The following is a 21,203-nucleotide window of genomic DNA, read 5'->3' as shown; positions in this document are numbered from 1 at the left end:
GCTCGAACCGGGCCGACACCAGGCAAGGAGCTGCTTCCGTGTCCGAACTCGATCTCGGTGCCCCCGCTGCGCCGTCCCCGCAGGGTGGTCCCGGCGCGGGGTTGGTGCTCACCCCGCCCGTACCCGTCGTCGTGGTGGAGCGGGAGCAGGCCGCCGGCGCCGTGCCCGTCGACAGCGCGAAACAGCGGGAACTGCGCGGAAAGGCGGAGTCGTTCGTCGCGGAGTTGACCGCGCTGGACATGCGGTCACCCGAGTTCGGCGAGAAGGTCGGCGCGATCACGTCGATGGGCGAACGGGAGATGAGGGCATCGGCCGGCGTGTCGAACCGCATGCTCGAACGTCCGGCCGCCGCGCTGCGGTCGGCCCGGGGAGCCGGTGGTGACGACGCGCAGACCCGGGTCGCGAACACCCTGGCCGACCTCCGCTCCACCGTCGCCGAACTGGACCCGGGTCGGGCAGATCTCGGCGGGGCGCGCAAGGTCCTGCGATTCCTGCCCGGTGGGGACCGGCTCCGCCGCTACTTCGACCGGTTCCAGTCGGCACAGGGCCACCTCAACGCCATCATCAGGGCACTTGAGTCGGGCCAGGACGAACTGCGCAAGGACAACGCCGGCATCGACACGGAGAAGGCCGGCATGTGGACCGCGATGGGCCGGCTCGGCGAATACCAGGAGCTCGCGGCCGCCCTCGACGCCGCCGTCGAGGCGAAAGTTGCGGAGTGCGAGGCCGCCGGGAGGACCGAGGACGCGCAGACGCTGCGTGCCGACGTGCTGTTCCCGGTCCGGCAGCGGCGGCAGGACATCATGACCCAGTTGGCGGTCGCCGTCCAGGGCTACCTGGCGCTGGACCTGGTCCGCAAGAACAACATCGAGCTCATCAAGGGCGTCGACCGGGCCCGGACGACGACAGTCACCGCTCTGCGGACGGCGGTCATCGTGGCCCAGGCGCTGGCCCGGCAGAAGCTGGTGCTCGACCAGGTGACGGCCTTGAACACGGTCACCTCCACGCTGATCGAGTCGACCTCTGCGCAGCTGCGTACCCAGGGTGCCCAGATCAGCCAGCAGGCGGCCGACGCGACGCTCGACCTCGGCCGGCTCCAGGCGGCGTTCGACAACGTCTTCCAGACGATGGACGCCCTGGACACGTTCCGCGGTCAGGCGGTGGACAGCATGGCGCAGACAGTGCGGGTGCTGGAGGGGCAGCTCGAACGGGCGAAGCCCTACCTGGAACGTACCCGCCGGGACGAGCGTGGCACCGCCGGATCTGTCGGGTCCTGACCTGCAACGACGACCTGTTGGGACTGTCATGGCGTGGTTTCGTAGAGCGCGGCCCGGCGTGTCACCGGGCGGGCCGACGCCCGACGGGGAGATGCGTGACCGGCTGGGTGAGGTCGTGCGTCTGGTCAACCGCAGCGCGGGTCGCCTCCCCGGTGACGTGGTGGTGACCGCCCGGCGGATCACCGACATCCTCGGGGAGGTGATCGCGCGCGGGGAGAGCCGACCGATCGACACCTTCGCCGCGATCTCGGTGCAGGGAATGATCGACGACTATCTTCCCACCAGTATGCGGGGCTTCCTGGCCCTCGATCCGAGCCAGCTCGACGTGCCGCAGGCAACCGGCGTCACCGCGGTGGAGTCCCTGCGGGAGCAGCTCGACGTACTGCTCGACTCGGCCCGGGAGGTGCGTGCCGCGGTGTGGCGCGACGATGCCAACGCCCTGACCGCGCAGGGCGAATTCCTGCGGGCCAAGTTCTCCCGATCGGACCTGGACCTCTGATGGCGGTGATGAGGCGGGGGGCGAACGTGGCCCTCACCCGGGAGGTGCCCGATCTGACCGGCGTCGTGGTCGGCGTCTCGTGGGGCGCGGGCGCGGAGACCGCCCTGGCCCGGAGTCTGGTGACCGCGACGATCCTCTGCGATGCCGCGCACCGGGCGCTCTCCGACGAGCATTTCGTGTTCTTCAACCAGCTGAGCTCCCCGGACCTGTCCGTCCGGCAGCTGACGGAGGCCCTCGGCACCGACGACGAGCAGATCGAGATCGACCTCACCGCCGTACCGGAGGACATCCGGCGCATCGTCGTCGTGCTGTATCTCAACGACGGTTCCGTGCACCGGCGCACCCTGGGTCAACTGCGGCACTGCGTGGTACGGGTGCTGAACCTCGCCGACGACCGGGAACTCGTCCGGTCGGAGGACCTGGTCCCGATCCTGGACCGGGAGACCGCGGCCGTGCTGGCGGAGATCTACCGGCACGACGGCGGCTGGAAGTTCAAGGTGATCGGCCAGGGCTACGGCTCCGGTATCGCGGGCATCGCCGCCGACTACGGGGTCACCCTGTGAGCATCCCCGACCCCGGGTCCGCTCCCCAGCGCGACGACCTGCCGTTCCTGAGGCGTCGGGTCCGGTCGGCCGCAGTGTCCAGCACCGACCCCGGCCAGCGCGCGGTAGCCGACTTCCTGGCCTCGCGCGGTCCACGCCCCCAACGGCGGGGCGCAGCCGGGTCGACGTCCGCAACGGCTGCGCCGGCCCCGTCCCGGTCGACCTCGCTGGACCTGTCGTCTCCAGCGGCGGCAGCCCCGGCGGTGGCAGCGAAGGCGGTGGTGCCCCCGCCGCTGCACCCCGGTGCGACCCGGGACGTCGTACGGACCCGGACGGGCACCACCGTGCTCGACGCCGCCACGCCCACGGTGACCCTGACCAGGCTGCAGTCGGGCATCGGGGCACTGGTCATCGGCATGCTCCGCCCCGACGGGGTGGGTGACCTCCGCCTCGGCTGCGCCTACCAGCTCCGGACCGGCCAGTCGTCGACGGTGCAGAACGCCGGCGACCAGGCCCTGGTGGCGGGGAACCCCGCCGTCCCGGTGATCGTCAAGGGGGCGGGTCGCGACGAACAACTCAGCCTCGACCTGCGGCGGTGCCGCGACATCGACCGTCTGATCGTCTACGCGTTCTCGGAACGGGACATCGAGCTGTGCTGGGGCGGCGTGCTCGTCGTGTCGACCTTCGGTGGGGCCCGGATCGAGCTGCCGCTCGACGCGGAGCCGTCGCGTGGGGTCCGCGTGGTCCTGTCGCTGTACCGCGTCGGCGGCGAGTTCGTCCTGCGCAACGAGATGGAGACGATCGACGGCCAGGTCCGCGACGCCTGCCTGGCGTACGGGTTCGACCGCATCACCTGGATCGACGGGCGTACCACCACCAATCAACAGCCGTCGGTTCGGTGATGAGCGGTGCGGCGGTCGGAAGAAGCGGAACCGGGGAGCGGGATTGCGTGAGTGACGTCTGGACCGGTCGGTGGGTGGCCGAGCGGCTGGGCGCGCGGATCACCACCGAATCCACCGCAATCCCGCTGGCGTTGACGGATCTGGTGGGCCTCGCGTTGCGACACAACACCAGACGTGTCCACCTGCTCGTCTCGGCCGTGCTCGGCAAGTACGTGCCGGCGGACCCGGCGCTGGTCTACGGAGTGGGTCGCCTGCTCGGGGCGGTGACCGTGGACCGGGTCACCGGACGCGACACCGGCATCGCCCGGGCCGGCGCCACGCTCCTCCGCGCGGCCCTCGCCGGCTCATCCGGCTCCGCCGACGCGCTGATCCAGCTCTGCGCGACGCATGGTGAAGCCCACCGGGTGGCGCGTCCCGACCTGGCCTCGTCGACGACAGTCCTCGGTTACGCGGAGACGGCCACCGCACTCGGTCACGCGGTCTCCGACGCGTGGGGTGCGGACTATCTGCACTCCACCCGCCGGAGTCCGCCCGCAGCGCGGCGCTTCGCCGAGTTCGAGGAGGAACACAGCCACGCCACCCGGCACCTCCTGCTGCCCGACGACGAAGAACTGTTGTCCCGGGGCGGACCACTGGTGCTCGTCGACGACGAACTGTCCACCGGGCAGACCGTCCTGAACACCGTCGCGGCCCTCCACCGGCGTACCCCCCGGTCCCGGTACGTGATCGCCACGTTGGTCGACCTCCGGGAGCCCGCCGACCGGGCCCGGATGGCGTCGGTCGCGAGGCGGATGGGCGTCGACCTCACCGTGGTCGCCCTGGCCCGGGGCCGGCTGCGGCTACCCACCGACGTCCTGTCCACCGGTCGACGACTCGTGACGGATCACGAGCCTTCCGCAGCGCCGACCGGTGCGCCCGCCGGCGGCACCCCGCCGCGACGCCTGCCACTCCTCGGATGGCACGGTGCCCGGGAAGGTGCACGCCACGGATTCGACCGGCACGACCGGACCGCCCTGCACACCGCCGCCGAACGGGTCGCGGCACAGCTGGTCGCCCGGTTCACCGGGGACCGTGTCCTGGTCCTCGGGTCCGAGGAGCTGATGTACGCCCCGCTGCTCATCGCCAACCAGCTCCGGATGCTCCTGGCCGGGGTCGCCGTGGTCCGGTTCCTGGCCACCGCCCGGTCACCGGCGCTCGCCGTTGACGACCCCGGCTACGCCATCCGGAGCAGGATCACCTTTCCCAGTCATGACGATCCGGCCGACGGGCCCGGACTCCGGTACGCCTACAACCTGCCCCCCGACCCGAAGCCGGGGCACGGGTTCACCGATGTCCTGGTCGTCGTGGACAGCGTCGGCGACACCCCCGCGCTGCACGCCCCGGGCGGGCTGCTCGACCAGCTCGGCGGCGTCTGCGACCAGGTCCACCTGCTGACGTTGCCGTCCCTTCCACCCGCACCGGAGACCGTGTCGTGTCCGTCCGTACCCCCACCCGTCCTGTTCCCGCCACACCGCTGCGCGGCCCCGGCTTCGGCTCGTACGACCGCAGCGAGGTCGGCTGGTTGTTGACCGACCTGTCCGACGTGGCACTGGAGGCGTCGGCGGAGGAGCGTGAGGAGGCCGTGCAGTCCGGCCGGGCGCACTACGCCGAATCCCTGCCGGTGGAGTACCAGCCGGGGGCCGCCTACCAGCGGCTCTTCCACACCGAGCTCGCCGCGTCCGCGACCAGACTCGCGTACGTCGTCGGCATTCTCACGGAACGGGTGTTGGCGGCCCGCGGTAGCGGTGTCGTGCTGGCGTCCCTGGCGCGGGCGGGCACCCCCGTCGGGGTGTTGCTGCGCCGGTGGGCCAGGTACGCCCACCAGTTGGAGGTGCCGCACTACTCGTGCAGCATCATCCGGGGTCGGGGGATCGACCTGGTGGCGTTGGAGTACCTCGCGGCGCACCACCCGGCGTCGGCCGTCATGTTCGTCGACGGGTGGACCGGTAAGGGTGCCATCGCCCGCGAACTGGTCGACGCCGTCGCCGTCGCCAACCTCCAGCTCGGCCTGTCCGGCGGCGGTGGCTTCTCCGCCGAGTTGGCCGTCCTCGCCGACCCCGGCGGCTGCACCCGGTTCCACGGCACGAGAGACGACTGCCTGGTGCCGTCGGCCTGCCTCAACTCCACCGTGTCGGGTCTCGTCTCGCGGACGGTTCTCCGCGACGATCTGATCGCGCCCGGCCAGTTCCACGGCGCGAAGTTCTACCCGCAGCTGGCTGGTGCGGACGTCTCCGCCGTATTCGTCGACACCGTCACCGCCGCGTTCCCGGAGGTGGTCGACGCGGTCCGGCGTGACCGGGCGGCCGGATGCCCGGCCGAGCTGTCGGAAACCTGGGCCGGCTGGCGGGCGGCCGAGGAGATCAGCCGTGCCTACGGCATCGGTGACGTCGACCTCGTCAAACCCGGCGTCGGGGAGACCACCCGTGCGTTGCTGCGTCGGATGCCGTGGAAGATCCTGCTGCGGGTCGACGCGACCACCGAGCTGCCGCACATCCGGTTGCTGGCCGAACGACGTGGTGTTCCGGTCGAACTGGTCGACCGGCTCCCGTTCCGCTGCGTGGGCCTGATCCGGCCCCGGACGGCGGTCCACGGCGTGCGCCGCGCGTGACGCGGCGGGGGCCGGGTGACCGAGCGGCTGGCGGCTGAAGGTAGGGCGGGACGGGTAGGGTGCCGAGAATGCCTGGTGGGAGGTGAGGTTGATGCTCGGGCTGGAAGTGCCGCCGGCCGTCGAGGCGGAACGGGTCGTCGCGGCCGTCCTGGCGGACCTGCGCGCGGGTGACCACCGGGGCGTGGTGGTCGACTCTCCGCCCGGGGCCGGCAAGTCGACCCTGGTCGTGCGGGCCGCCGTCGAGCTGGCCGCCGCCGGGGAGCCGCTGATCATCGTGGCGCAGACCAACGAGCAGGTCGACGACCTCATCGACCGACTCGCCACCAAGGCCCCCGAGCTGCGCATCGGCCGGCTCTCGGCGACCGACTACCGGCCGTCGGAGCGGGTCCGTGGCCACGACACGGTCCGGGCCGCGTCGAAGGTCGCCGACCTGGGTGACCCGGCCGTCACCATCGGTACGGCGGCCAAGTGGGCCACTGTCACCGAGGGTCGGTGGCCGTGGGCGATCGTCGACGAGGCGTACCAGATGCGCTCGGATGCGCTGCTGCGGGTGGCCGGGAGGTTCGAGCGGGCGCTGTTCGTGGGTGATCCCGGGCAGCTCGACCCGTTCTCCACCGTCGAGACCCTGCGCTGGACGGGTCTGAGCTGGGACCCGATGCAGGCGGCGGTGGCGGTGCTGCTGCGGCACAACCCGGAGCTTCCGGTGCACCGCCTGCCGGTGTCCTGGCGGCTGCCGGCGTCGGCGGCCCCGGTGGTCGCGGCGGCGTTCTACCCGTTCACCGGGTTCCGCGCCGGCACCGGCCCGGCCGACCGGGCGTTGACGCTGACCCGGCCGGGGCCGGGCGACACGCTCGACGCGGCGGTGGAGCTGGCCGCCGGCACCGGCTGGGCGTTGCACGAGTTGCCGGCCCGGCACACCCTGCGTACCGATGCGGAGGCCGCCTCGGCGTGCGCCGCGCTCGCCCTGCGGGTGCTGCACCGGGGCGCGGTCGCGGTCAGTGAGCACGCGCCGGCCGGTGCGCCGGTCACCGCCGACCGGATCGCCGTCGGGGCCGCGCACCGCGACCAGGTCGCCGCGATCCGCGCCCACCTCGGGGAGGCCGGGGCGGGCATCACCGTGGACACCGCCAACCGGCTCCAGGGCCGCGAGTACGACGTGACGATCGTGCTGCACCCGCTCTCCGGCCGGCGGGACGCGACGAATTTCCACCTGGAGTCGGGGCGGCTGTGCGTGTTGACCTCCCGGCACCGGCACGCCTGCATCGTGGTGGCCCGCGCCGGCATCGGCGAGTTGCTGGACGCCCACCCGTCGACGGAGTCGGTGCACCTGGACGTGCCGGTGAAGTTCCCCGACGGCTGGGCGGCCAACCAGACCACCATGACGTTCCTGGAGGACCACCGGGCCTCGGCATGACCCGGATGTCGCATGCGTCGGCACACGTCCCGCCGGCCGACGGGAGTCCCCCACCGTCCGACCTGGCGTTCCACGCTCGACCTGGCGTTCCACGCTCGACCTGGCTTCGACGACGGGACCCACCTCGCGGGGCGACGATGATGCCCGAGGCGGGTATGCCTGTCGGGCATAAATATGACGCACCGTCTTATGCCGTAGCGGGAAGACTGCTTCCGCCCGCCGCCCGCCGCCCGTCTGCGATCTCGCCACCACCAGGTCGCCTGATGAACTGCGCGTGCGCTGTGATCCGTACTGACGGGTGTGCGGACGACGGAGTTGGTCAGCTGCCCCCGGAACGCGTTCGACTGGCTCGGTCCGGCCGGCGTGCGCGCAGTGGTGATCCGCTGGCTGCGCCTGGTCGCGGCGGACGCCGAACTGGCGCCGTACCTGATCGGGCTGGACCGGCCCCGGCTCGCCTGCCGGCTGACCGCCCTGCTGGCCGCGACCCTCGGCGACCCCGGCGGTGACGGAGGGCGGGCGGCCGGCGGGGTGTGGCGGCGGCTCGGACTGACCGACGAGCAGCACTGGCGGGTGCTGGACTACCTGGCCGCCGTGCTCTGCGGTCTCGGCCTGCCGGTCGACACGATCGTCGCGGCCCAGCGCGCCGTCGCCGGCGATGCCCAGGTCTGAGGGACGCCCAGGTGTGAGGCGTGCTTACGGGCGAGACGTGCTTACGCGTGGGGCGTGCTTACGCGTGGGGCGTGCCGACGGGCGAGCGGTAGTTGTCGGGCGTCGAGGGTGGGCAGGCGGTCAGCCCCAGTTGTCGCCGTACTCGCGGACGCCGTCGACGTCGAGGGTGATCCGGCTGTTGGCGGTCCACGCGCCGGTGGCCGCCTGCCAGCTCGGGTCGTCGCGTTCGTCGATCGTCGTCCAGTTCGGACGGTGCAGCCGGAGTTGGATCGGGCCGGAGGAGGCGCCGGGGGCCAGGACACCGGTGGTGAAGGTCAGCTCCACCCAGCCGGGGAAGGGGGTGCCGGGCACCGGGAAGACGGTGGGCACCGGCGTCGGGGTGGGGCCGGGCGGCGGCGCGGGCGGCGGAAAGTACTGGAGGGTACGCCGAATGTTGGCGCAGCCCAGCGTCGCCCAGTCGCACTCGGTGGTCAGCGCGGCGTTGCCGTTCTCGAAACGCAGGTGGTAGCGGACTCGCACGGTGGTCAGGTCCAGCGGCCGGGTGCCGGTGTTGGTGACGTTGATCCGGAACTGGGCCTGGTTGTCGGTGGGCGCCCAGTCGAGGTTGAGGTAGTCGATCTTGGCCCGCCCGTACGCGGTGCGCACCTCGGTGACCGGCGAGGTGTCGGAGTACCCGCCGATGGCGTACGCCTGGAGGGCGATCCGGTAGTCGGTGCCGGGGGCCAGGTCGGTCAGGGTGACGGTGTTGGTCTCGGTGCTGCCCAGGCCCCGGTAGGCGTTCGGCCCGATCGGCGAGCGCACGTCGTAGGTGATCGGGCCGCCCGGCTCGCCCCGCCACGTCGACGGGGTCCAGGTCAGGGTGAGCCGGTGCGGGTCGTTGCCGACCACCACCGGTGCGCCGGGGGTGGTCAGCGCCGGGGTGTCGTCGGCGTGGGCGGCGCTGACCGCGAGCAGGCTCACCAGCGCGGCGACGGTGGCGGTGACGGTGACGCGGGCGGCACGCATGCCGGGGATGCTACGGGCCTTGATGGGCATCTATCAATGGCCGATGTGGTGGCTGATTCGTTTGCGCCATCAGCTCGACAGCATCGACCTCACCCATATTGGCCCCGTGCCCTCGGCCGGCGCCGACGGTTCATGGGGGCGACATCGCATCAACCAGCTTGGATGACGGCAATCCGTCAGTCGCGAACCGAGTAGGGGTACGTCATCGGCGCGTGTCCTGCGGCAGGCTGGGGCTCATGCGGCCGGAAGTCCTCATCGCCATCCTGTCAGCTACCGTCGCACTCGTCAGTGTCCTGGTCACCGCTCGGACCGCACACCGCACCACGGTGGTCACCCATCAGCTACAGGAGAAATCCCGCGAACGCACCAAGGGCGAGCTTGCCGACGAACTGTTCCGGCGCTATCAGGACCCGCTTCGGTGGGCGGCCGAGTCGCTCCAGTCGCGCCTGTACAACGTGATCAGATGTGGACTGCTGCCCCGCTACCTGCGCTGCGGTGACCCGGAGGACGAACGGTACGTGGTCGACAACACCGTCTATGTGCTTGCCGAGTATCTCGGCTGGGTCGAACTGCTGCGACGGGACCACCGGTTCCTCCACAGTAACGCCGACCAGAACACCAGAGACCTGTTGGAGATCATCCAGCGAACCCACAAGACCCTGGCGACCGACGCCCTGCAAGGACCCTTCCGGCTCTTTCGGGGCCAGCAACGGGCGATCGGTGAGCTGATGCTGACCTGGACCGAGTCGCCCGCCGGCCGGATTCGGGACGTGTTGGGATACGCGGCGTTCTGCCACCTGCTGGACAGCGACCCCGCATTCCGCCGTTGGTTCGAGCGACTGCGTGCCGAGGTGCCGGTCATCCAGAACGTTGATGACCACGGGAACCAGCGGCTGAGTCAGCTACATGACGACCTGCTAGCCCTGCTTGACTTGCTCCGTCAGGAGGGCAGCCCGCCACTGTCGGAAGGAAAGTCCCGCCTGGCTGTTCTGACGCGGAACGGATGACAGCGCGGCCCGGCCCGGCCCCCTGGCACCGCCCCGTCCCGGACGCGACGGGGCGGGACCCGTGACCGGGTCCCGCCCCGTGGGTCGCGCCGCGCGGCGCCCTGTTCGCTCAGGCGGGGATGTAGTCGAAGGCGTCCGGGTTCGGTCCGGTCCGTCCGGCCTCGCCCTTGTCGAGCCCGCTGATCCGCTCCATCGCCGTGTCGTCCAGGGCGAAGTCGAAGATCTGGAAGTTCTCCTCGATCCGCTTCGGGGTGGTCGACTTGGGGAAGACGATGTCGCCGCGCTGCACGTGCCAACGCAGCACCACCTGGGCGGGCGTACGGCCGAGCTGTTCGGCGATGTCGACGATCGTCGGGTCGTCGAGCACCTTGCCCTGGGCGATCGGGGACCACGCCTCGGTGGGGATGTTGTGCGCGTTGCCGTACGCGCGCACCTGCTCGTTGGTGAAGTACGGGTGCACCTCGATCTGGTTGACCGCCGGCACCACGTCCGCCTCGGCGGCCAGCCGCTCCAGGTGCGGCACCTGGAAGTTCGACACCCCGATCGAGCGGGCCCGGCCGTCGCGCTGGAACTCCTCCAGCGTCTTCCAGGTGGAGACGAAGTCGCCGTCGTAGCGGGTCGGCAGCGGCCAGTGGATGAGGAACAGGTCGACGTAGTCCATCTTCAGCGCGGACAGCGTCGACTCGAACGCCTTGCGGGCGTCCTCGGGGCGGTGGAAGCCGTTGTTGAGCTTGCTGGTCACGAAGACCTCGCCCCGGTCCAGGCCGGAGGCGCGGACGCCCTCGCCGACCTCCGCCTCGTTGCCGTACATCTGGGCGGTGTCGATGTGCCGGTAGCCGATCCTCAGCGCCCGACCCACCGCCTCGGCGGTGTCCTTCGGCTCGATCTGGAAGACCCCGAAGCCGAGCTGTGGGATGGTGTTGCCGTCGTTGAGACTGATGTCGGGAACGGTATTCGCCATGTCGGGGGTGTACCCGGTCGGGCGGCGTCCTCACCGCCCGACCGGTGGTGATCTGTGACAACCGACGCGTTCAGCCCCAGATCGCGGTGGCCCACTCCGGGTGGTCGACGAACGGGTTGCGGTTGCCCTGCCAGCGCTCGTAGATGCGCTGGTTACGGCGCTGCTCGAAGGCGTCCGGCGGGTCCTGCCGGTGCCACTGGAGCAGCACCGACAGCCGACCCAGGTAGGGTGCGCTGCCGTTGCTGACTGAGTTGTTCATCTCCAGGTTCGGCCAGCCGTCGTCCCCCTCGTACCGGATCGCCATGTACATGATCATGCGGGCGACGTCGCCCTTGACCGCGTTACGCGGCTCGAAGGAGTCGGCGTCGGTGTAGCTGCCGGCGGCCTCGGCGACCGCGCTGCCGCCGGTGTCGAAGTCCTTGTTGCCGCGCACGGAGTTGACAGTCACGTCCTCCGGCCGCAGGTGGTGCACGTCGGTGCCCGGTCCGGTGGCGGTTCCGAAGTCACCGTGCGACTTGGCCCAGACGTGCTCCCGGTTCCAGTCGTCGGCCCCGCCGCCGTTGCTGCTCTTGCTCTGCGACCGTCCGCTGTAGAGCAGGATCACGTTGTTGGCGTTCGCCGGGTCCTGGTCGGTGTCCTTCAACGCCTCCCACACCTGGTCGTAGCTCAGCTTCGTCTGGGTCTTGATGATGGTGTGCAGGGAACCGCGCAGCGCGCTGCCGCTCTTGCCCACCGCGTTCACGTAGTACGTCGAGTCGTACGGCCCGGTGGAGCCGGTGGGCCCGGGGGTGGGGGAGGCGGTCGGGGTGGGCGTCGGCGTGCCGCCACCACCGAGGCTCACCGCGGTCGGGCTCTTCAACCCGCCATGACTGAAGTACGCGGTGAGCGTCCCGGTGGCGGTGACCTGCCGGCCCCGCAGCGACGGGTTGGTAAGCAACCCGAACGAGCTGCGGTACGCGGTGGTGAGCTGGACGTAGAGCATCCGGCCGGTGCCGGTCTCGGTGGCCGTGTCGGCCAGGGCGATGGCGGTGTCGGCGGTGTAGCCGGAGGTGAGCACCGTGCTGGTGGCGGTCGGCTGGCCGATCACGTACCCGGTGACCGTGGCGACCCGGCCGTCCTGGGCGGCGAGGGCCTGCGCCACGGTCGACGTGGCCGCCGCGGACGCCGAGGTCGTGGTCACCACCACCGGGATCGCCAGGGTGACGACGGCGGTGAGTGCGGTGATCAGCCGCCCGGGTCGCGGGCGGGTGCTGCTCTTCGTATCCATGCCCGGCGATGTTATCGGCCGGAACCCGACAGGTGGGAGGACGACCAGGTGAATTCCCGCCCACCGCCAACCTTCCGGGAGGAGGCCCCACCCGCCCGACGGGGCGGCCCCGGGACGGGGCCGTCCCGGGGTGGGCGCGGATCGGGCCCACCCGCCTCACTTGGCGAGCGGCTGGCCCTGCTTGTCGCGGAACGCACCGACCAGGATCATGATCAGATCGATGAACGCCCAGATGCCGAGCCCGCCGAGGGTGATCAGCTGGAGCACACCGGTGCCGACCTTGCCGGTGTAGAACCGGTGCGCGCCGAGCACGCCGACGAAGAAGCAGAGCAACAGGGCGACGACCCAGGACTTCTGGGTGGTGACAGAAGCGGTCACTGCGGTCCTTTCTCAGGTGGAGACAGCCGCGGGAGCTTATCCACCGGCCCGGTGCCGCACAAGATCGAAAGCGCTGGCTCCGACCGGACGGACGAGCAGGCCAGGGCCGGTCAGACCGGATGTCCCGCCCTCGGGCCGGCGGCGGACCGGCTCAGCGGGCACGGACGGCGGCGGAGGCGGCCCGGAAGCCGATCGTCCGGTCCACCAGCCGCTCCACCAGCTCCGCCTTGCGCAGGCCGGCCACCCCGCGTAACCCCAGTCGGGCGGCCAACGCCCGCAGGTCCCGGATCGACCAGGGCGTCAGGTACGCCGTACCGTCCCGGCGGTGCACCATGGTGTCCAGCGTGGCCGATGCGGCGTCCAGGTCGACGCCCGAGGGCTTGCTCTGCACCGGTGCGGCCGGCAGGGTGGCCGGCAAGGAGGTCGCCGGAGTCCGGCCGGCCGGCTGGACGGCGGGGTCACCGGCCGGTGCCACCGGCACGACGACCAGCCGGGCCCGGCCCTGCGCCAGCGCGGCGACGTCGGCGGCCGACAGCCCGGACAGCAACTCGCCCACCCGGGCCAGGACACCGGCCGCGAGGTCCCGGTCGGGTGGCGTCCCGGTCATACCGCCACCTCGCGGGGTTGCAGGTGGGCGAGGAACTCGGTGGTGATCTGCCGCAACTCCTCCTGCACCACAGGCGAGGTGACCCGGTGGCGCAGCACCACAGGCACCCCGCGCGGGGTGTTCCCGGCGAACAGGGTGATGTTCTCCCGCAGCGCGGTGGGGAAGACCGGCAGCCCGAGGGCACGTACCTGGTCCAGGTAGCCCTGGTGGGCGGCGATCGGTCGCTGCGCGGTCAGCTGGATCATGGTGAAGACCACCCCGGCGACGTCCGGGGCCACCTTGTGGTGCCGGCGGCTGGTGGCGAACCGGCGGGCGTCGGCGTTGTACCTGTCGACCAGTTCCCGGACGCTGCCGCAGAGGTGGTCGATGCCGAGCGTGGACAGGTAGTCGGCCTTCGCGGGGATGAGCAGGTGGTCGCTGGCGATGACGGCGGACTGGGTGACCACGTTGAAGTTCGGCGGGCAGTCGATCAGCACCAGGTCGTAGCCGTCGAGCGCCGCGTCGTGCAGCCCCTCGGCCAGCGAACCACGGACCCGGAACAGCTCCCGGTCGTAGTCGTCCCCGTCGGCCACGCCCCGGGCCAGCGCCAGGTCGATGTCGGCCAGGCCGAGGTGCGAGGCGATCAGGTCGAGCCGACCGGCGCCGGAGAGGTGCGCGTTGGCCGGGCCGGGGGAGACCACCAGGTCACCCAGGGTCACCGCCGGGGTGTCTCCGCGCAGGCCGTCGTACCAGCGTTTCACGGTACGACCGTCGCGCAGCCGTTCCCGCCAGTCGTCCGGGTCGTAGAAGCTGAACGTCAGGCTGGTCTGCGGATCGAGGTCGATCAGCAGCACCTTCATCCCCCGGTTGGCCAGTTCGGCCCCGAGGTTGGCGGTCACTGTGGTCTTACCCACCCCGCCCTTGTAGTTGATCACGGATACGACGTACACCGACGGCACCTCCCCAGAGGGGGAACCGTAGCGGTCCGGCTGGAGTCTGACCATCCATGATGCCCACCCGAGCCGGTCACGCTGCGCGACCGGGAGTCAGCTTCGCCGTCGTCGGCAGCGGGCTCGCCGCGCTGGCCGTGGTGCTCTGGGCGGTCGGCATGACCGTGTGGCAACCGCTCACCGAGCCGGTCGGCCCGTGGTCGGAGCGGCTGCCCGGCGACAACACCTACTGGGCCCGTGACCTGCGCTTCCTGGCGCTGACGGCGATGGCGTCCGGGCTGGTGCTGGCCGGGGGCGGCCGGCGACCCTGGGCCCTGTCCGCCGTGCTGCTCGCCGGGGGTGCGCTGGCCGCCGACGTCGCCGTCGACCGGGCCGACCCCACCGGCACCGGCGCGACCGTGCTGCTCGTCGCCCTCGGCTGGCTGGCCGTCGGGATCACCGCCGCTTCCGCCGTACGCCGGGACGCCGTGGCCGCAGTGGTCGGGCCGGGTCGTGTCGCAGCTCTGGCAGACCCGTACCGGGCGGCTGGCGTGGTCGGTCGGGACCGGGCCGTGCTGACCGGGGTGGCCTGTGTGGCGGCGGTGTCGGCGCTGGTCGCCGTGCTGACCCGGTCGCCGACGGACCAGGACCCCGAACTCGGTCCGGCCGCCCTGGTGACCGGCCTGCTCCTGCTGGCGACGACCGTGGCCGGCGCGCTGGCCGCCGCACCCGACCGGGAACGGGCCCGGATCGCGGTGGCGGTCGGGACGGCCGTCGTCGGTGGGGTCGGCCTGCTGCTGGTCCGGCTGACCGGGTCGGCCGACCGGCGGCTGCCGGCGGCGGTGCTCGGCGCGGTGCTGCTGGTGGGGGTGACGTTGCTGACCCGGCCCTGGCCTGGTGGCCGACCGGCGTGGCGGTGGCACGCGTTGCTCGTCCCGGTCACGTTGGTCGTCCCGCTGGCGCTGCTGTCGGTCGCACAGTTGGTCAGCGCGGCCCTGCGGCCCGGTGCGCCGTTGACCGCGCTGGCCGGCAACAGTCCGATCGCCGGGCCGGGCTCGGACGCGCTCCCCTCACTGGCCGGGCTGCTCGCCGGGCTCGGCACCGCGCTGCTGCTGACCCGTCCGGCCGTGGGCCCGGAGCCGGGACTACTCAGGTCGCCCGGTCACCGCCCGGATTCACCGGCCGACGGGTCGTCCCGACCGGCCAGCGCGGAGCGGCGGTAACCGTAGAACGCGTAGACCAGCCCGCCGATCAGGAACCAGACGGCGAACCGTAGCCAGGTGACGTGGTCGAGGAAGCTGATCAGCCAGACCGAGAAGACCACGCCGAGCGCCGGCACCACCGGCATCCCCGGCAGCCGGAACGTCCGCGGGGCGTCCGGGCTGCGGTAGCGCAGCACGATCACCGCGACGCAGACCACCACGAAGGCCAGCAGGATGCCGATGTTGGTCAGCTCGGCGGCCTGCCGGATCGGCAGGAAGCCGGCGATCACCGCCGAGGCCACCCCGACGATCCAGGTGACCCGGGTCGGTACCCGGCGCACCGGGTGCACCTTGGCGAACCAGGCCGGCAGCAGGCCGTCACGGCTCATCGAGAACCACACCCGGGTCACCCCGAGCATGAAGGTGAACATCACGGTCAGGATGCCGATGATCGCCCCGACGGCGATGACGCTGGCCAGGCCGGAGAGCCCGACCGAGGCGAACGCGGAGGAGAAGCCGCTCTCCGGGTCGATCTCCCGGTAGTTCTGCATGCCGGTCAGCACCAGGGTGGCCAGCACGTACAGCACCATCGAGATGACAAGCGACCAGATGATCGCCTTCGGCATGTGCCGGCGGGCGTCGGTGGACTCCTCGGCGGCGGTGCTCATCGCGTCGTAGCCGAAGACGGCGAAGAAGACTGTGGCCGCGCCGGTGAACGCCCCACTGAGCCCGAAGGGGAAGAACGGCGAGTAGTTCGCGGTGCGGACGTGGAAGAAGCCGACAACGATCACCAGCAGCACCACGGCCACCTTCAGCCCGACCACGATCGTCTCGAACCGGGCGGCGGTCCTGATGCCCAACGTCAGCAGGAAGGCGATCAGCAGGCAGAGCAGCACCGCGAACAGGTCCACCACGTGCCCGTCGCCGGTGCCCGGGGCGCCCAGCATCCAGGCCGGCAGGTCGACGCCGAGCTGACCGACGAGGAAACCGAAGTAGCCGGAGATGCCGATCGCCACCACCGCCACGATCGCGGTGTACTCCAGCAGCAGGTCCCAGCCGATGAACCAGCCCACCGCCTCGCCGAGCACCGCGTAACCGTAGGTGTAGGCCGAGCCGGCCTTGGGGATCATGCCGGCGAACTCGGCGTACGACAGGGCCGCCGCCGCGCTGGCCAGGCCGGCGATCAGGAACGACACCAGGACGGCCGGCCCGGCGGTCTCGTTGGCGACCGCCCCGGCCAGGGCGAAGATGCCGGCGCCGATGATGCCGCCGACGCCGATCGCGGTGAGCTGCCACAACCCCAGCGAGCGGGACAGCCCCGACCCGGTCTCGTCGGCGATCTCCTCGACCGGCTTGCGGCGGAAGATCCCACCGCGGTCGACTGTGGAGGCCATCGTCGTCCCCTTCCGCCGGCAGATATCCACCTTGGTTGATACTCCCTGCGGGGCGGATACACAATCGCCAACGACGCGACAGCGGTCGGAGGCACGCGGCGGCGCTCACTCGACGACCGGCAGCACCACCTCGTTGTGGCGCAGGAACCACGGCTTCCACGGCGGGTCGAAACGGGCGTACCGGATCGCCCCCGACGGGGTGAGGCCGGCGTCGGTGACCGCCCGGCCCAGCGCGGTGGCCCGCTGCTCGAACGCCTGGTCGGTCCACCGCCCGGCGAACCGGACCGCCGCCGCGAGCTGCTCCGGGATCTCCCGGACGGTGATCCGGGGGTCCGTCGGCTCGGGCACGGTGGCCGGGGTGAGCCGCGCCGGCAGCACGAACCACACCCGCCAGGTCCGGGGCCGGTCGCCCTCCTCCTGGACCACGGGCGCGGTCATCGCGATCCGCTCGGACCCGGCCGCCTCCGACACCACCGGCCCGGTCGTCCCGACCCGCCGTCGGGACCGGTTGGCCCCGGACAGGTACGCCGCCAGGGGCCGGAACGCGGCGTTGCCGGCGGCGGCGAAACCACCGTCGATCCGCAGCTCGGCGACCAGGTGGGCCGGGTACCGGCGCAGCTCGAAGCCGGGGTGCTGGTCCAGCACCCGGTACGGCTGCTGCTCGGTCATGGGGCACGCTCCCGGTTCCGAGGGATCTCCTCCACCGCAACGCTACCGCCCGTCCGGCTTTTCCTCCCGGGGAAGCGGAACGGTCCGCCAGTACTGCCGTTTGTCCTCGTCCCGGACGACCACCCCGAGCCGGGCCAGCTCACCGCGCAGCTCCCGGGCGTCGCGCTGCCGGTCGGCGTCGACGGCCCGTTGCCTGGCGCACAGCAGCGGGTCCGCCCCCGGCGGCAGGTCGGGCAGCCCCGCCACCCACCGTCGGTACGCCTCCCGGTGCGGGTCGGCGTCCTGCCACGACCAGCCGTGCTCGCGGAAGGCGTCCCGCAGCCGCCGCCGGCTCAGGTCGGACCGTTCCCGGGCCAGTTCCGCACCGGCCGGACCGAGCAGCACCAGTTCCCTGCCGTCGGTGAAGACGGCGGTGACGGACCCGCGGGGCAGGTCGCGGTCGACGCCGTCGCGGCGCAGCCGGGCCCCGCCCCGGTCCACCGTGACGATCAACCGTTCCCGGGTGCCGACGTGGGCGACGAGCAGCCCGGCCAGCACGCCGAGCAGCACGCCCCCGACCAGCGCCCGCCGGTACGGCAGCCCGGCGACCAGCTCGAACCAGCCCTGCACCGGGGCCCAGGGCAGCCCGGCCACCCAGTCGGCGACCAGCGGCAGCAGCCCGCCCACGGCGGCGCCCAGCAGCGGGAAGCCGACCCACAGCACCACCAGTTCCCCGACGTCACCACCGACCCTGGTGGCGGCCCCCGGCTCCCGCGCCCGCATCGTCAGTGCACCTCCCGCCGCAGCGTGTGCACCAGCCCGGCGGCGAGCGGGGCGGCCACCCAGACCAGCAGGGAGACCCCGAGCCGGCCCCACTGCCCGGCGCTCACGTCCGGGCCGAGCAGCGGTTCCATGGTGACCGAGGTGTCCAGCCAGCGGGCCGGGCCGTGCAGCGCCGAGATCATCGCGGAGAGGATGCCCCACACCGTCGGCAGCAGCAGCGAGGTGACGATCGCCAGCGGGGTGTTGAGCAGCAGCAACCCGAAACCCGCGCCGATCAGCACGTTGATGGCCTGGAACACGGCGGCGTGCCCGGCCACCGTCCAGTCGAAGTCCCAGCTCCCCGCCCCGCCGGTGACCCCGGCCAGCAGGGTGCCGGCGGCGGCGACGGCCAGACTCACCAGCACCGACGCCAGCGCGGCGAGCAGCACGGCGACGAGCTTGGCGAGCACCACCCGTTCCCGGCGCGGCACCAGGGCGAACGTGGTCAGCGCGGTGCGCTGGGACCACTCGGCCGTGATCGACAGGATGCCCAGCACCGGCAGCAGCAGCGCCACCGGCGCCAGTGACGCGGTGAAGAAATTGGTGAAGGTCTGTGCGGCGTCGTCGACGAAACGCAGTTGCAGCGCGACGATCGCGGCGGCGATCAGCCCGATCGAGGCCAGCAGCCAGCGGCCGGCCCGGGTGTCGCCGAGCTTGCGCAGCTCCACCCCGACCAGCCGGGTCAGGGACGGTCCGGGGATCGCTTCCCGGGCGGTGGCGGGGGGAGTGGTCGTCACGGTGGTCACTGCACGGCCTCCTTGGTGCTCGCGCCGGCGGTCAGGGTGAGGAAGAGCTGTTCCAGGCCACCGCCGCCGGCCGGCCGCAGCTCGGTCAGGACCAGCCCGGCGTCGGCGGCGGCCTGCCCGACGGCGTCGGGTTCGGCGCGGACCACGCACCCGCCGTCGGCGCTGCCGGTGGCGTCCAGCCCGGCCCGGTCGAGGGTGAGCCGCAAAGCGTGCGGGTCGCGGGCCCGGACCAGGGTGCCGGTGCCGGCCAGCAACTCGTCCTTGCCGCCCTGGGCGACCACCCGGCCGCCGCCGATCACCACCAGCCGGTCGGCGACCGCCTCCACCTCCCGCAACAGGTGGGAGGAGAGCAGCACGGTTCCGCCCCGGTCGGCGAAGTCGCGCAGCAACCCGCGCATCCAGAAGATCCCCTCCGGGTCCAGGCCGTTGGCCGGCTCGTCGAGGACCAGCACCCGGGGCTCACCCAGCAGCGCCAGCGCCAGGCCGAGCCGCTGCCGCATCCCCAGCGAGTACGCCCCGACCCGCCGCTTCGCCGCCACCGGGTTCAGGCCCACCCGGTCGAGGACGGCGGGCACCTGTGCGGCGGCCACGCCCATGGTCCGGGCGGCCAGGGTCAGCGTCTCCCGCCCGCTGCGCCCGACGTGCTGGGCCGAGGCGTCCAGCAGCACACCCACCTCCCGGCCCGGGTTGGGCAGCTCCCGGTAGGGCTGACCGGCGACGGTGGCGGTGCCGGAGCTCGGGCGGGTGAGCCCGCAGAGCATCCGCATGGTGGTGGACTTGCCGGCACCGTTCGGGCCGAGGAAACCGGTCACCGTGCCGGGTTCGCAGCGGAAGGAGACGTCGTCGACGGCGGCGTGCGGGCCGTACCGCTTGGTGAGGTGGTCAACTGCGATCATGCCGTCGAGCCTGTCGCAGCCACCTGGCCGGGCGCTGCGGCCGGCGGTCGAGGGCCACCCCTACCTCGGTCTACCCACAGACCTCGACTTTGGTTGGTGTCCGTGACGCCTGCCGGGTTTCTAGCATGGGTGGGTGAGTGCTGCCGTCGTACCTGATCATCCCTGGTTGTTGCCGGGGGCGCTGACGCCCGAGACGAGGGCCCCCCGGCGTACGCCCCGGGACTGGCTGGTCGACGTGGTGGCCTTCCTGCTCGCCCTCGGCTGGGCGCTCGTGGCGTTCGGCGACGCGGTGTCCCCCGATCCGCAGTTCGCCCACAACGCCGGCCCGTCCTGGGTGGTCGGGGCCGACCTGGCGGCGGGTCTGGCCTACTGTGTGGCGCTCTGGCTGCGCCGGCGCTGGCCGGTGGGGTTGGCCGTGGCCGGCCTGCCGCTGGCCCTGTTCTCGGTGACCGCCGGGGTGGCGCTGCTGGTCGTGGTGTTCACCGTGCTGGTCCACCGGCCGCTGCCGATCGGCGCGGCGCTCGTCGGCTTCCACCTGCTGACGGTTCCGCTCTACACCGTGGTCCGCCCCGATCCGACGTTGCCCTACTGGGGAACGGTGGCCTGGACGGTGATGTTCATCGGCATCGTGGTGGCCTGGGCGATGTTCGTCCGGGCCCGCCGGCAGCTGGTGCTGTCGCTGCGCGACCGCGCTCACCGGGCCGAGGCCGAGCAGCAGCTCCGCGTCGACCAGGCCCGCCAGTTGGAACGCACCCGGATCGCCCGGGAGATGCACGACGTGCTGGCGCACCGGATCTCGCTGCTCAGCCTGCACGCCGGGGCGTTGGAGTTCCGCCCGGACGCGCCGCCGCAGGAGGTGGCCCGGGCGGCCGGGGTGATCCGGGGCAGCGCCCACGCCGCCCTCCAGGACCTGCGCGAGGTGATCGGGGTGCTCCGCGCCGACGCCGCAGGCGGCGACGCCGCCCCGGAACGCCCCCAACCCACCCTCGCCGACGTGCCCGCGCTGATCGCCGAGTCCCGGGCCGCCGGGGTACGGGTCACCCTGGTCGACGAGGTCACCGACCCGGCGGAGGTCCCGGCGGCGGTGGGGCGCAGCGCGTACCGGATCGTGCAGGAGGGGCTGACCAACGCGCGCAAGCACGCCCCCGGCGCGGCGGTCGACGTCCGGCTGGCCGGTGGCCCGGGGCGGGAGTTGTTCGTCCAGCTCCGCAACCCGTGGCCGGTGGGCGCACCCGGTCCGGTCCTGCCGGGTGCCGGGACCGGGCTGGTCGGCATCGCCGAGCGGGTCACCCTGGCCGGTGGCCGGCTGACGCACGGCCGGGACGACGCGACAGGCGACTTCCGGCTCGCCGCCCGACTGCCGTGGCCGGCATGAGTCGCCGGGCCGTCCGCTCCCGGCGCGGTGCCAGGTG

At 72.3% G+C, this 21,203-nt stretch carries 23 protein-coding genes; 12 read left to right on the top strand and 11 right to left on the bottom strand.

Annotation, left to right across the window (positions count from 1 at the left end; genetic code table 11):
* The first annotated feature begins 38 nt into the window (after positions 1–38).
* The 8 genes from OHQ87_RS19260 (at position 39) to OHQ87_RS19225 (ending at position 7,950) form a co-directional block, all read left to right on the top strand.
* Positions 39–1,277, top strand: coding sequence for a toxic anion resistance protein (locus OHQ87_RS19260; protein ID WP_328339736.1), 1,239 nt, complete (start codon positions 39–41; stop codon positions 1,275–1,277).
* 115 nt (positions 1,278–1,392) lie between these two features.
* Positions 1,393–1,776 carry a hypothetical protein gene (locus tag OHQ87_RS19255; protein ID WP_328339734.1) on the top strand — a complete coding sequence of 128 codons (384 nt, stop codon included), beginning with the start codon at positions 1,393–1,395 and terminating at the stop codon, positions 1,774–1,776.
* Positions 1,776–2,339 (top strand): TerD family protein, encoded by a 564-nt coding sequence (locus tag OHQ87_RS19250; protein WP_328339732.1) that lies wholly within the window; start codon positions 1,776–1,778, stop codon positions 2,337–2,339. The genes OHQ87_RS19255 and OHQ87_RS19250 overlap by 1 nt, the downstream gene beginning before the upstream one ends.
* 242 nt (positions 2,340–2,581) lie before the next feature.
* Positions 2,582–3,220 carry a hypothetical protein gene (locus OHQ87_RS19245; RefSeq protein WP_328339730.1) on the top strand — a complete coding sequence of 213 codons (639 nt, stop codon included), beginning with the start codon at positions 2,582–2,584 and terminating at the stop codon, positions 3,218–3,220.
* Positions 3,221–3,267: 47 nt separating this feature from the next.
* Positions 3,268–4,788, top strand: a complete 1,521-nt coding sequence (locus tag OHQ87_RS19240; RefSeq protein ID WP_328339728.1) for a phosphoribosyltransferase family protein — start codon at positions 3,268–3,270, stop codon at positions 4,786–4,788.
* Positions 4,692–5,867, top strand: coding sequence for a cysteine protease StiP family protein (locus OHQ87_RS19235; protein ID WP_328339726.1), 1,176 nt, complete (start codon positions 4,692–4,694; stop codon positions 5,865–5,867). Before OHQ87_RS19240 ends, OHQ87_RS19235 begins: the two co-directional genes overlap by 97 nt.
* A gap of 91 nt (positions 5,868–5,958) precedes the next feature.
* Positions 5,959–7,281 (top strand): AAA family ATPase, encoded by a 1,323-nt coding sequence (locus tag OHQ87_RS19230; protein WP_328339724.1) that lies wholly within the window; start codon positions 5,959–5,961, stop codon positions 7,279–7,281.
* 300 nt (positions 7,282–7,581) lie between these two features.
* Positions 7,582–7,950, top strand: a complete 369-nt coding sequence (locus tag OHQ87_RS19225) for a globin (protein ID WP_328339722.1) — start codon at positions 7,582–7,584, stop codon at positions 7,948–7,950.
* Positions 7,951–8,070: 120 nt separating this feature from the next.
* On the opposite strand, the gene OHQ87_RS19220 is transcribed toward OHQ87_RS19225, so the two are convergent.
* Positions 8,071–8,955, bottom strand: a complete 885-nt coding sequence (locus OHQ87_RS19220) for a cellulose binding domain-containing protein (RefSeq protein WP_328339720.1) — start codon at positions 8,953–8,955, stop codon at positions 8,071–8,073.
* A 19-nt stretch (positions 8,956–8,974) separates the two neighbouring features.
* Between OHQ87_RS19220 and OHQ87_RS19215 the strand changes: the two genes are divergently transcribed.
* Entirely contained in the window at positions 8,975–9,121 is a 147-nt protein-coding gene (locus OHQ87_RS19215; protein ID WP_328339718.1) for a hypothetical protein, read from the top strand.
* 70 nt (positions 9,122–9,191) lie between these two features.
* Positions 9,192–9,962, top strand: coding sequence for a hypothetical protein (locus tag OHQ87_RS19210; protein ID WP_328339716.1), 771 nt, complete (start codon positions 9,192–9,194; stop codon positions 9,960–9,962).
* 109 nt (positions 9,963–10,071) lie between these two features.
* Here the strand turns inward: OHQ87_RS19210 and OHQ87_RS19205 are convergent, their stop codons facing one another.
* From OHQ87_RS19205 to OHQ87_RS19185, 5 genes are all read right to left on the bottom strand, one after another.
* Complete coding sequence (locus tag OHQ87_RS19205; RefSeq protein ID WP_328339714.1) at positions 10,072–10,923, bottom strand: aldo/keto reductase; 852 nt, start codon at positions 10,921–10,923, stop codon at positions 10,072–10,074.
* A 70-nt stretch (positions 10,924–10,993) separates the two neighbouring features.
* The gene (locus OHQ87_RS19200) at positions 10,994–12,190 is read right to left on the bottom strand and encodes an endonuclease (RefSeq protein ID WP_328339712.1); all 1,197 of its coding nucleotides are present in this window, start codon (positions 12,188–12,190) and stop codon (positions 10,994–10,996) included.
* Positions 12,191–12,346: 156 nt separating this feature from the next.
* The gene (locus tag OHQ87_RS19195; protein ID WP_328339710.1) at positions 12,347–12,568 is read right to left on the bottom strand and encodes a TM2 domain-containing protein; all 222 of its coding nucleotides are present in this window, start codon (positions 12,566–12,568) and stop codon (positions 12,347–12,349) included.
* Positions 12,569–12,719: 151 nt separating this feature from the next.
* Positions 12,720–13,175 (bottom strand): Rho termination factor N-terminal domain-containing protein, encoded by a 456-nt coding sequence (locus tag OHQ87_RS19190; protein WP_328339708.1) that lies wholly within the window; start codon positions 13,173–13,175, stop codon positions 12,720–12,722.
* Complete coding sequence (locus OHQ87_RS19185; RefSeq protein ID WP_328339706.1) at positions 13,172–14,104, bottom strand: ParA family protein; 933 nt, start codon at positions 14,102–14,104, stop codon at positions 13,172–13,174. Before OHQ87_RS19185 ends, OHQ87_RS19190 begins: the two co-directional genes overlap by 4 nt.
* Before the next feature lie 56 nt (positions 14,105–14,160).
* Here OHQ87_RS19185 and OHQ87_RS19180 point away from each other — a divergent pair, with 56 nt between their 5' ends.
* Positions 14,161–15,306, top strand: coding sequence for a hypothetical protein (locus OHQ87_RS19180; protein ID WP_328339704.1), 1,146 nt, complete (start codon positions 14,161–14,163; stop codon positions 15,304–15,306).
* Here the strand turns inward: OHQ87_RS19180 and OHQ87_RS19175 are convergent.
* From OHQ87_RS19175 to OHQ87_RS19155, 5 genes are all read right to left on the bottom strand, one after another.
* Entirely contained in the window at positions 15,246–16,679 is a 1,434-nt protein-coding gene (locus tag OHQ87_RS19175) for an amino acid permease (RefSeq protein ID WP_328339702.1), read from the bottom strand. The two genes, OHQ87_RS19180 and OHQ87_RS19175, sit on opposite strands and share 61 nt — an antisense overlap.
* Positions 16,680–16,784: 105 nt before the next feature.
* Positions 16,785–17,348, bottom strand: a complete 564-nt coding sequence (locus OHQ87_RS19170) for an SOUL family heme-binding protein (RefSeq protein ID WP_328339699.1) — start codon at positions 17,346–17,348, stop codon at positions 16,785–16,787.
* Positions 17,349–17,390: 42 nt separating this feature from the next.
* Positions 17,391–18,110 carry a YqeB family protein gene (locus tag OHQ87_RS19165; protein ID WP_328339697.1) on the bottom strand — a complete coding sequence of 240 codons (720 nt, stop codon included), beginning with the start codon at positions 18,108–18,110 and terminating at the stop codon, positions 17,391–17,393.
* Between the two features lie 2 nt (positions 18,111–18,112).
* Entirely contained in the window at positions 18,113–18,895 is a 783-nt protein-coding gene (locus OHQ87_RS19160; RefSeq protein WP_328339695.1) for an ABC transporter permease, read from the bottom strand.
* A complete protein-coding gene (locus OHQ87_RS19155) occupies positions 18,892–19,791 on the bottom strand; it encodes an ABC transporter ATP-binding protein (RefSeq protein WP_328339693.1) in 900 nt (299 codons plus the stop codon). Before OHQ87_RS19155 ends, OHQ87_RS19160 begins: the two co-directional genes overlap by 4 nt.
* Positions 19,792–19,924: 133 nt before the next feature.
* Between OHQ87_RS19155 and OHQ87_RS19150 the strand changes: the two genes are divergently transcribed.
* Positions 19,925–21,166 carry a sensor histidine kinase gene (locus OHQ87_RS19150; RefSeq protein WP_328339691.1) on the top strand — a complete coding sequence of 414 codons (1,242 nt, stop codon included), beginning with the start codon at positions 19,925–19,927 and terminating at the stop codon, positions 21,164–21,166.
* The last annotated feature ends 37 nt before the right edge of the window (positions 21,167–21,203 follow it).

It is taken from the genome of Micromonospora sp. NBC_00421 (assembly GCF_036017915.1).
In the GTDB taxonomy this organism is placed as follows: Bacteria; Actinomycetota; Actinomycetes; order Mycobacteriales; family Micromonosporaceae; genus Micromonospora.
Note: the sequence above shows the minus strand (reverse complement) of the source record. Positions and strands in the feature narration are given on the sequence as shown.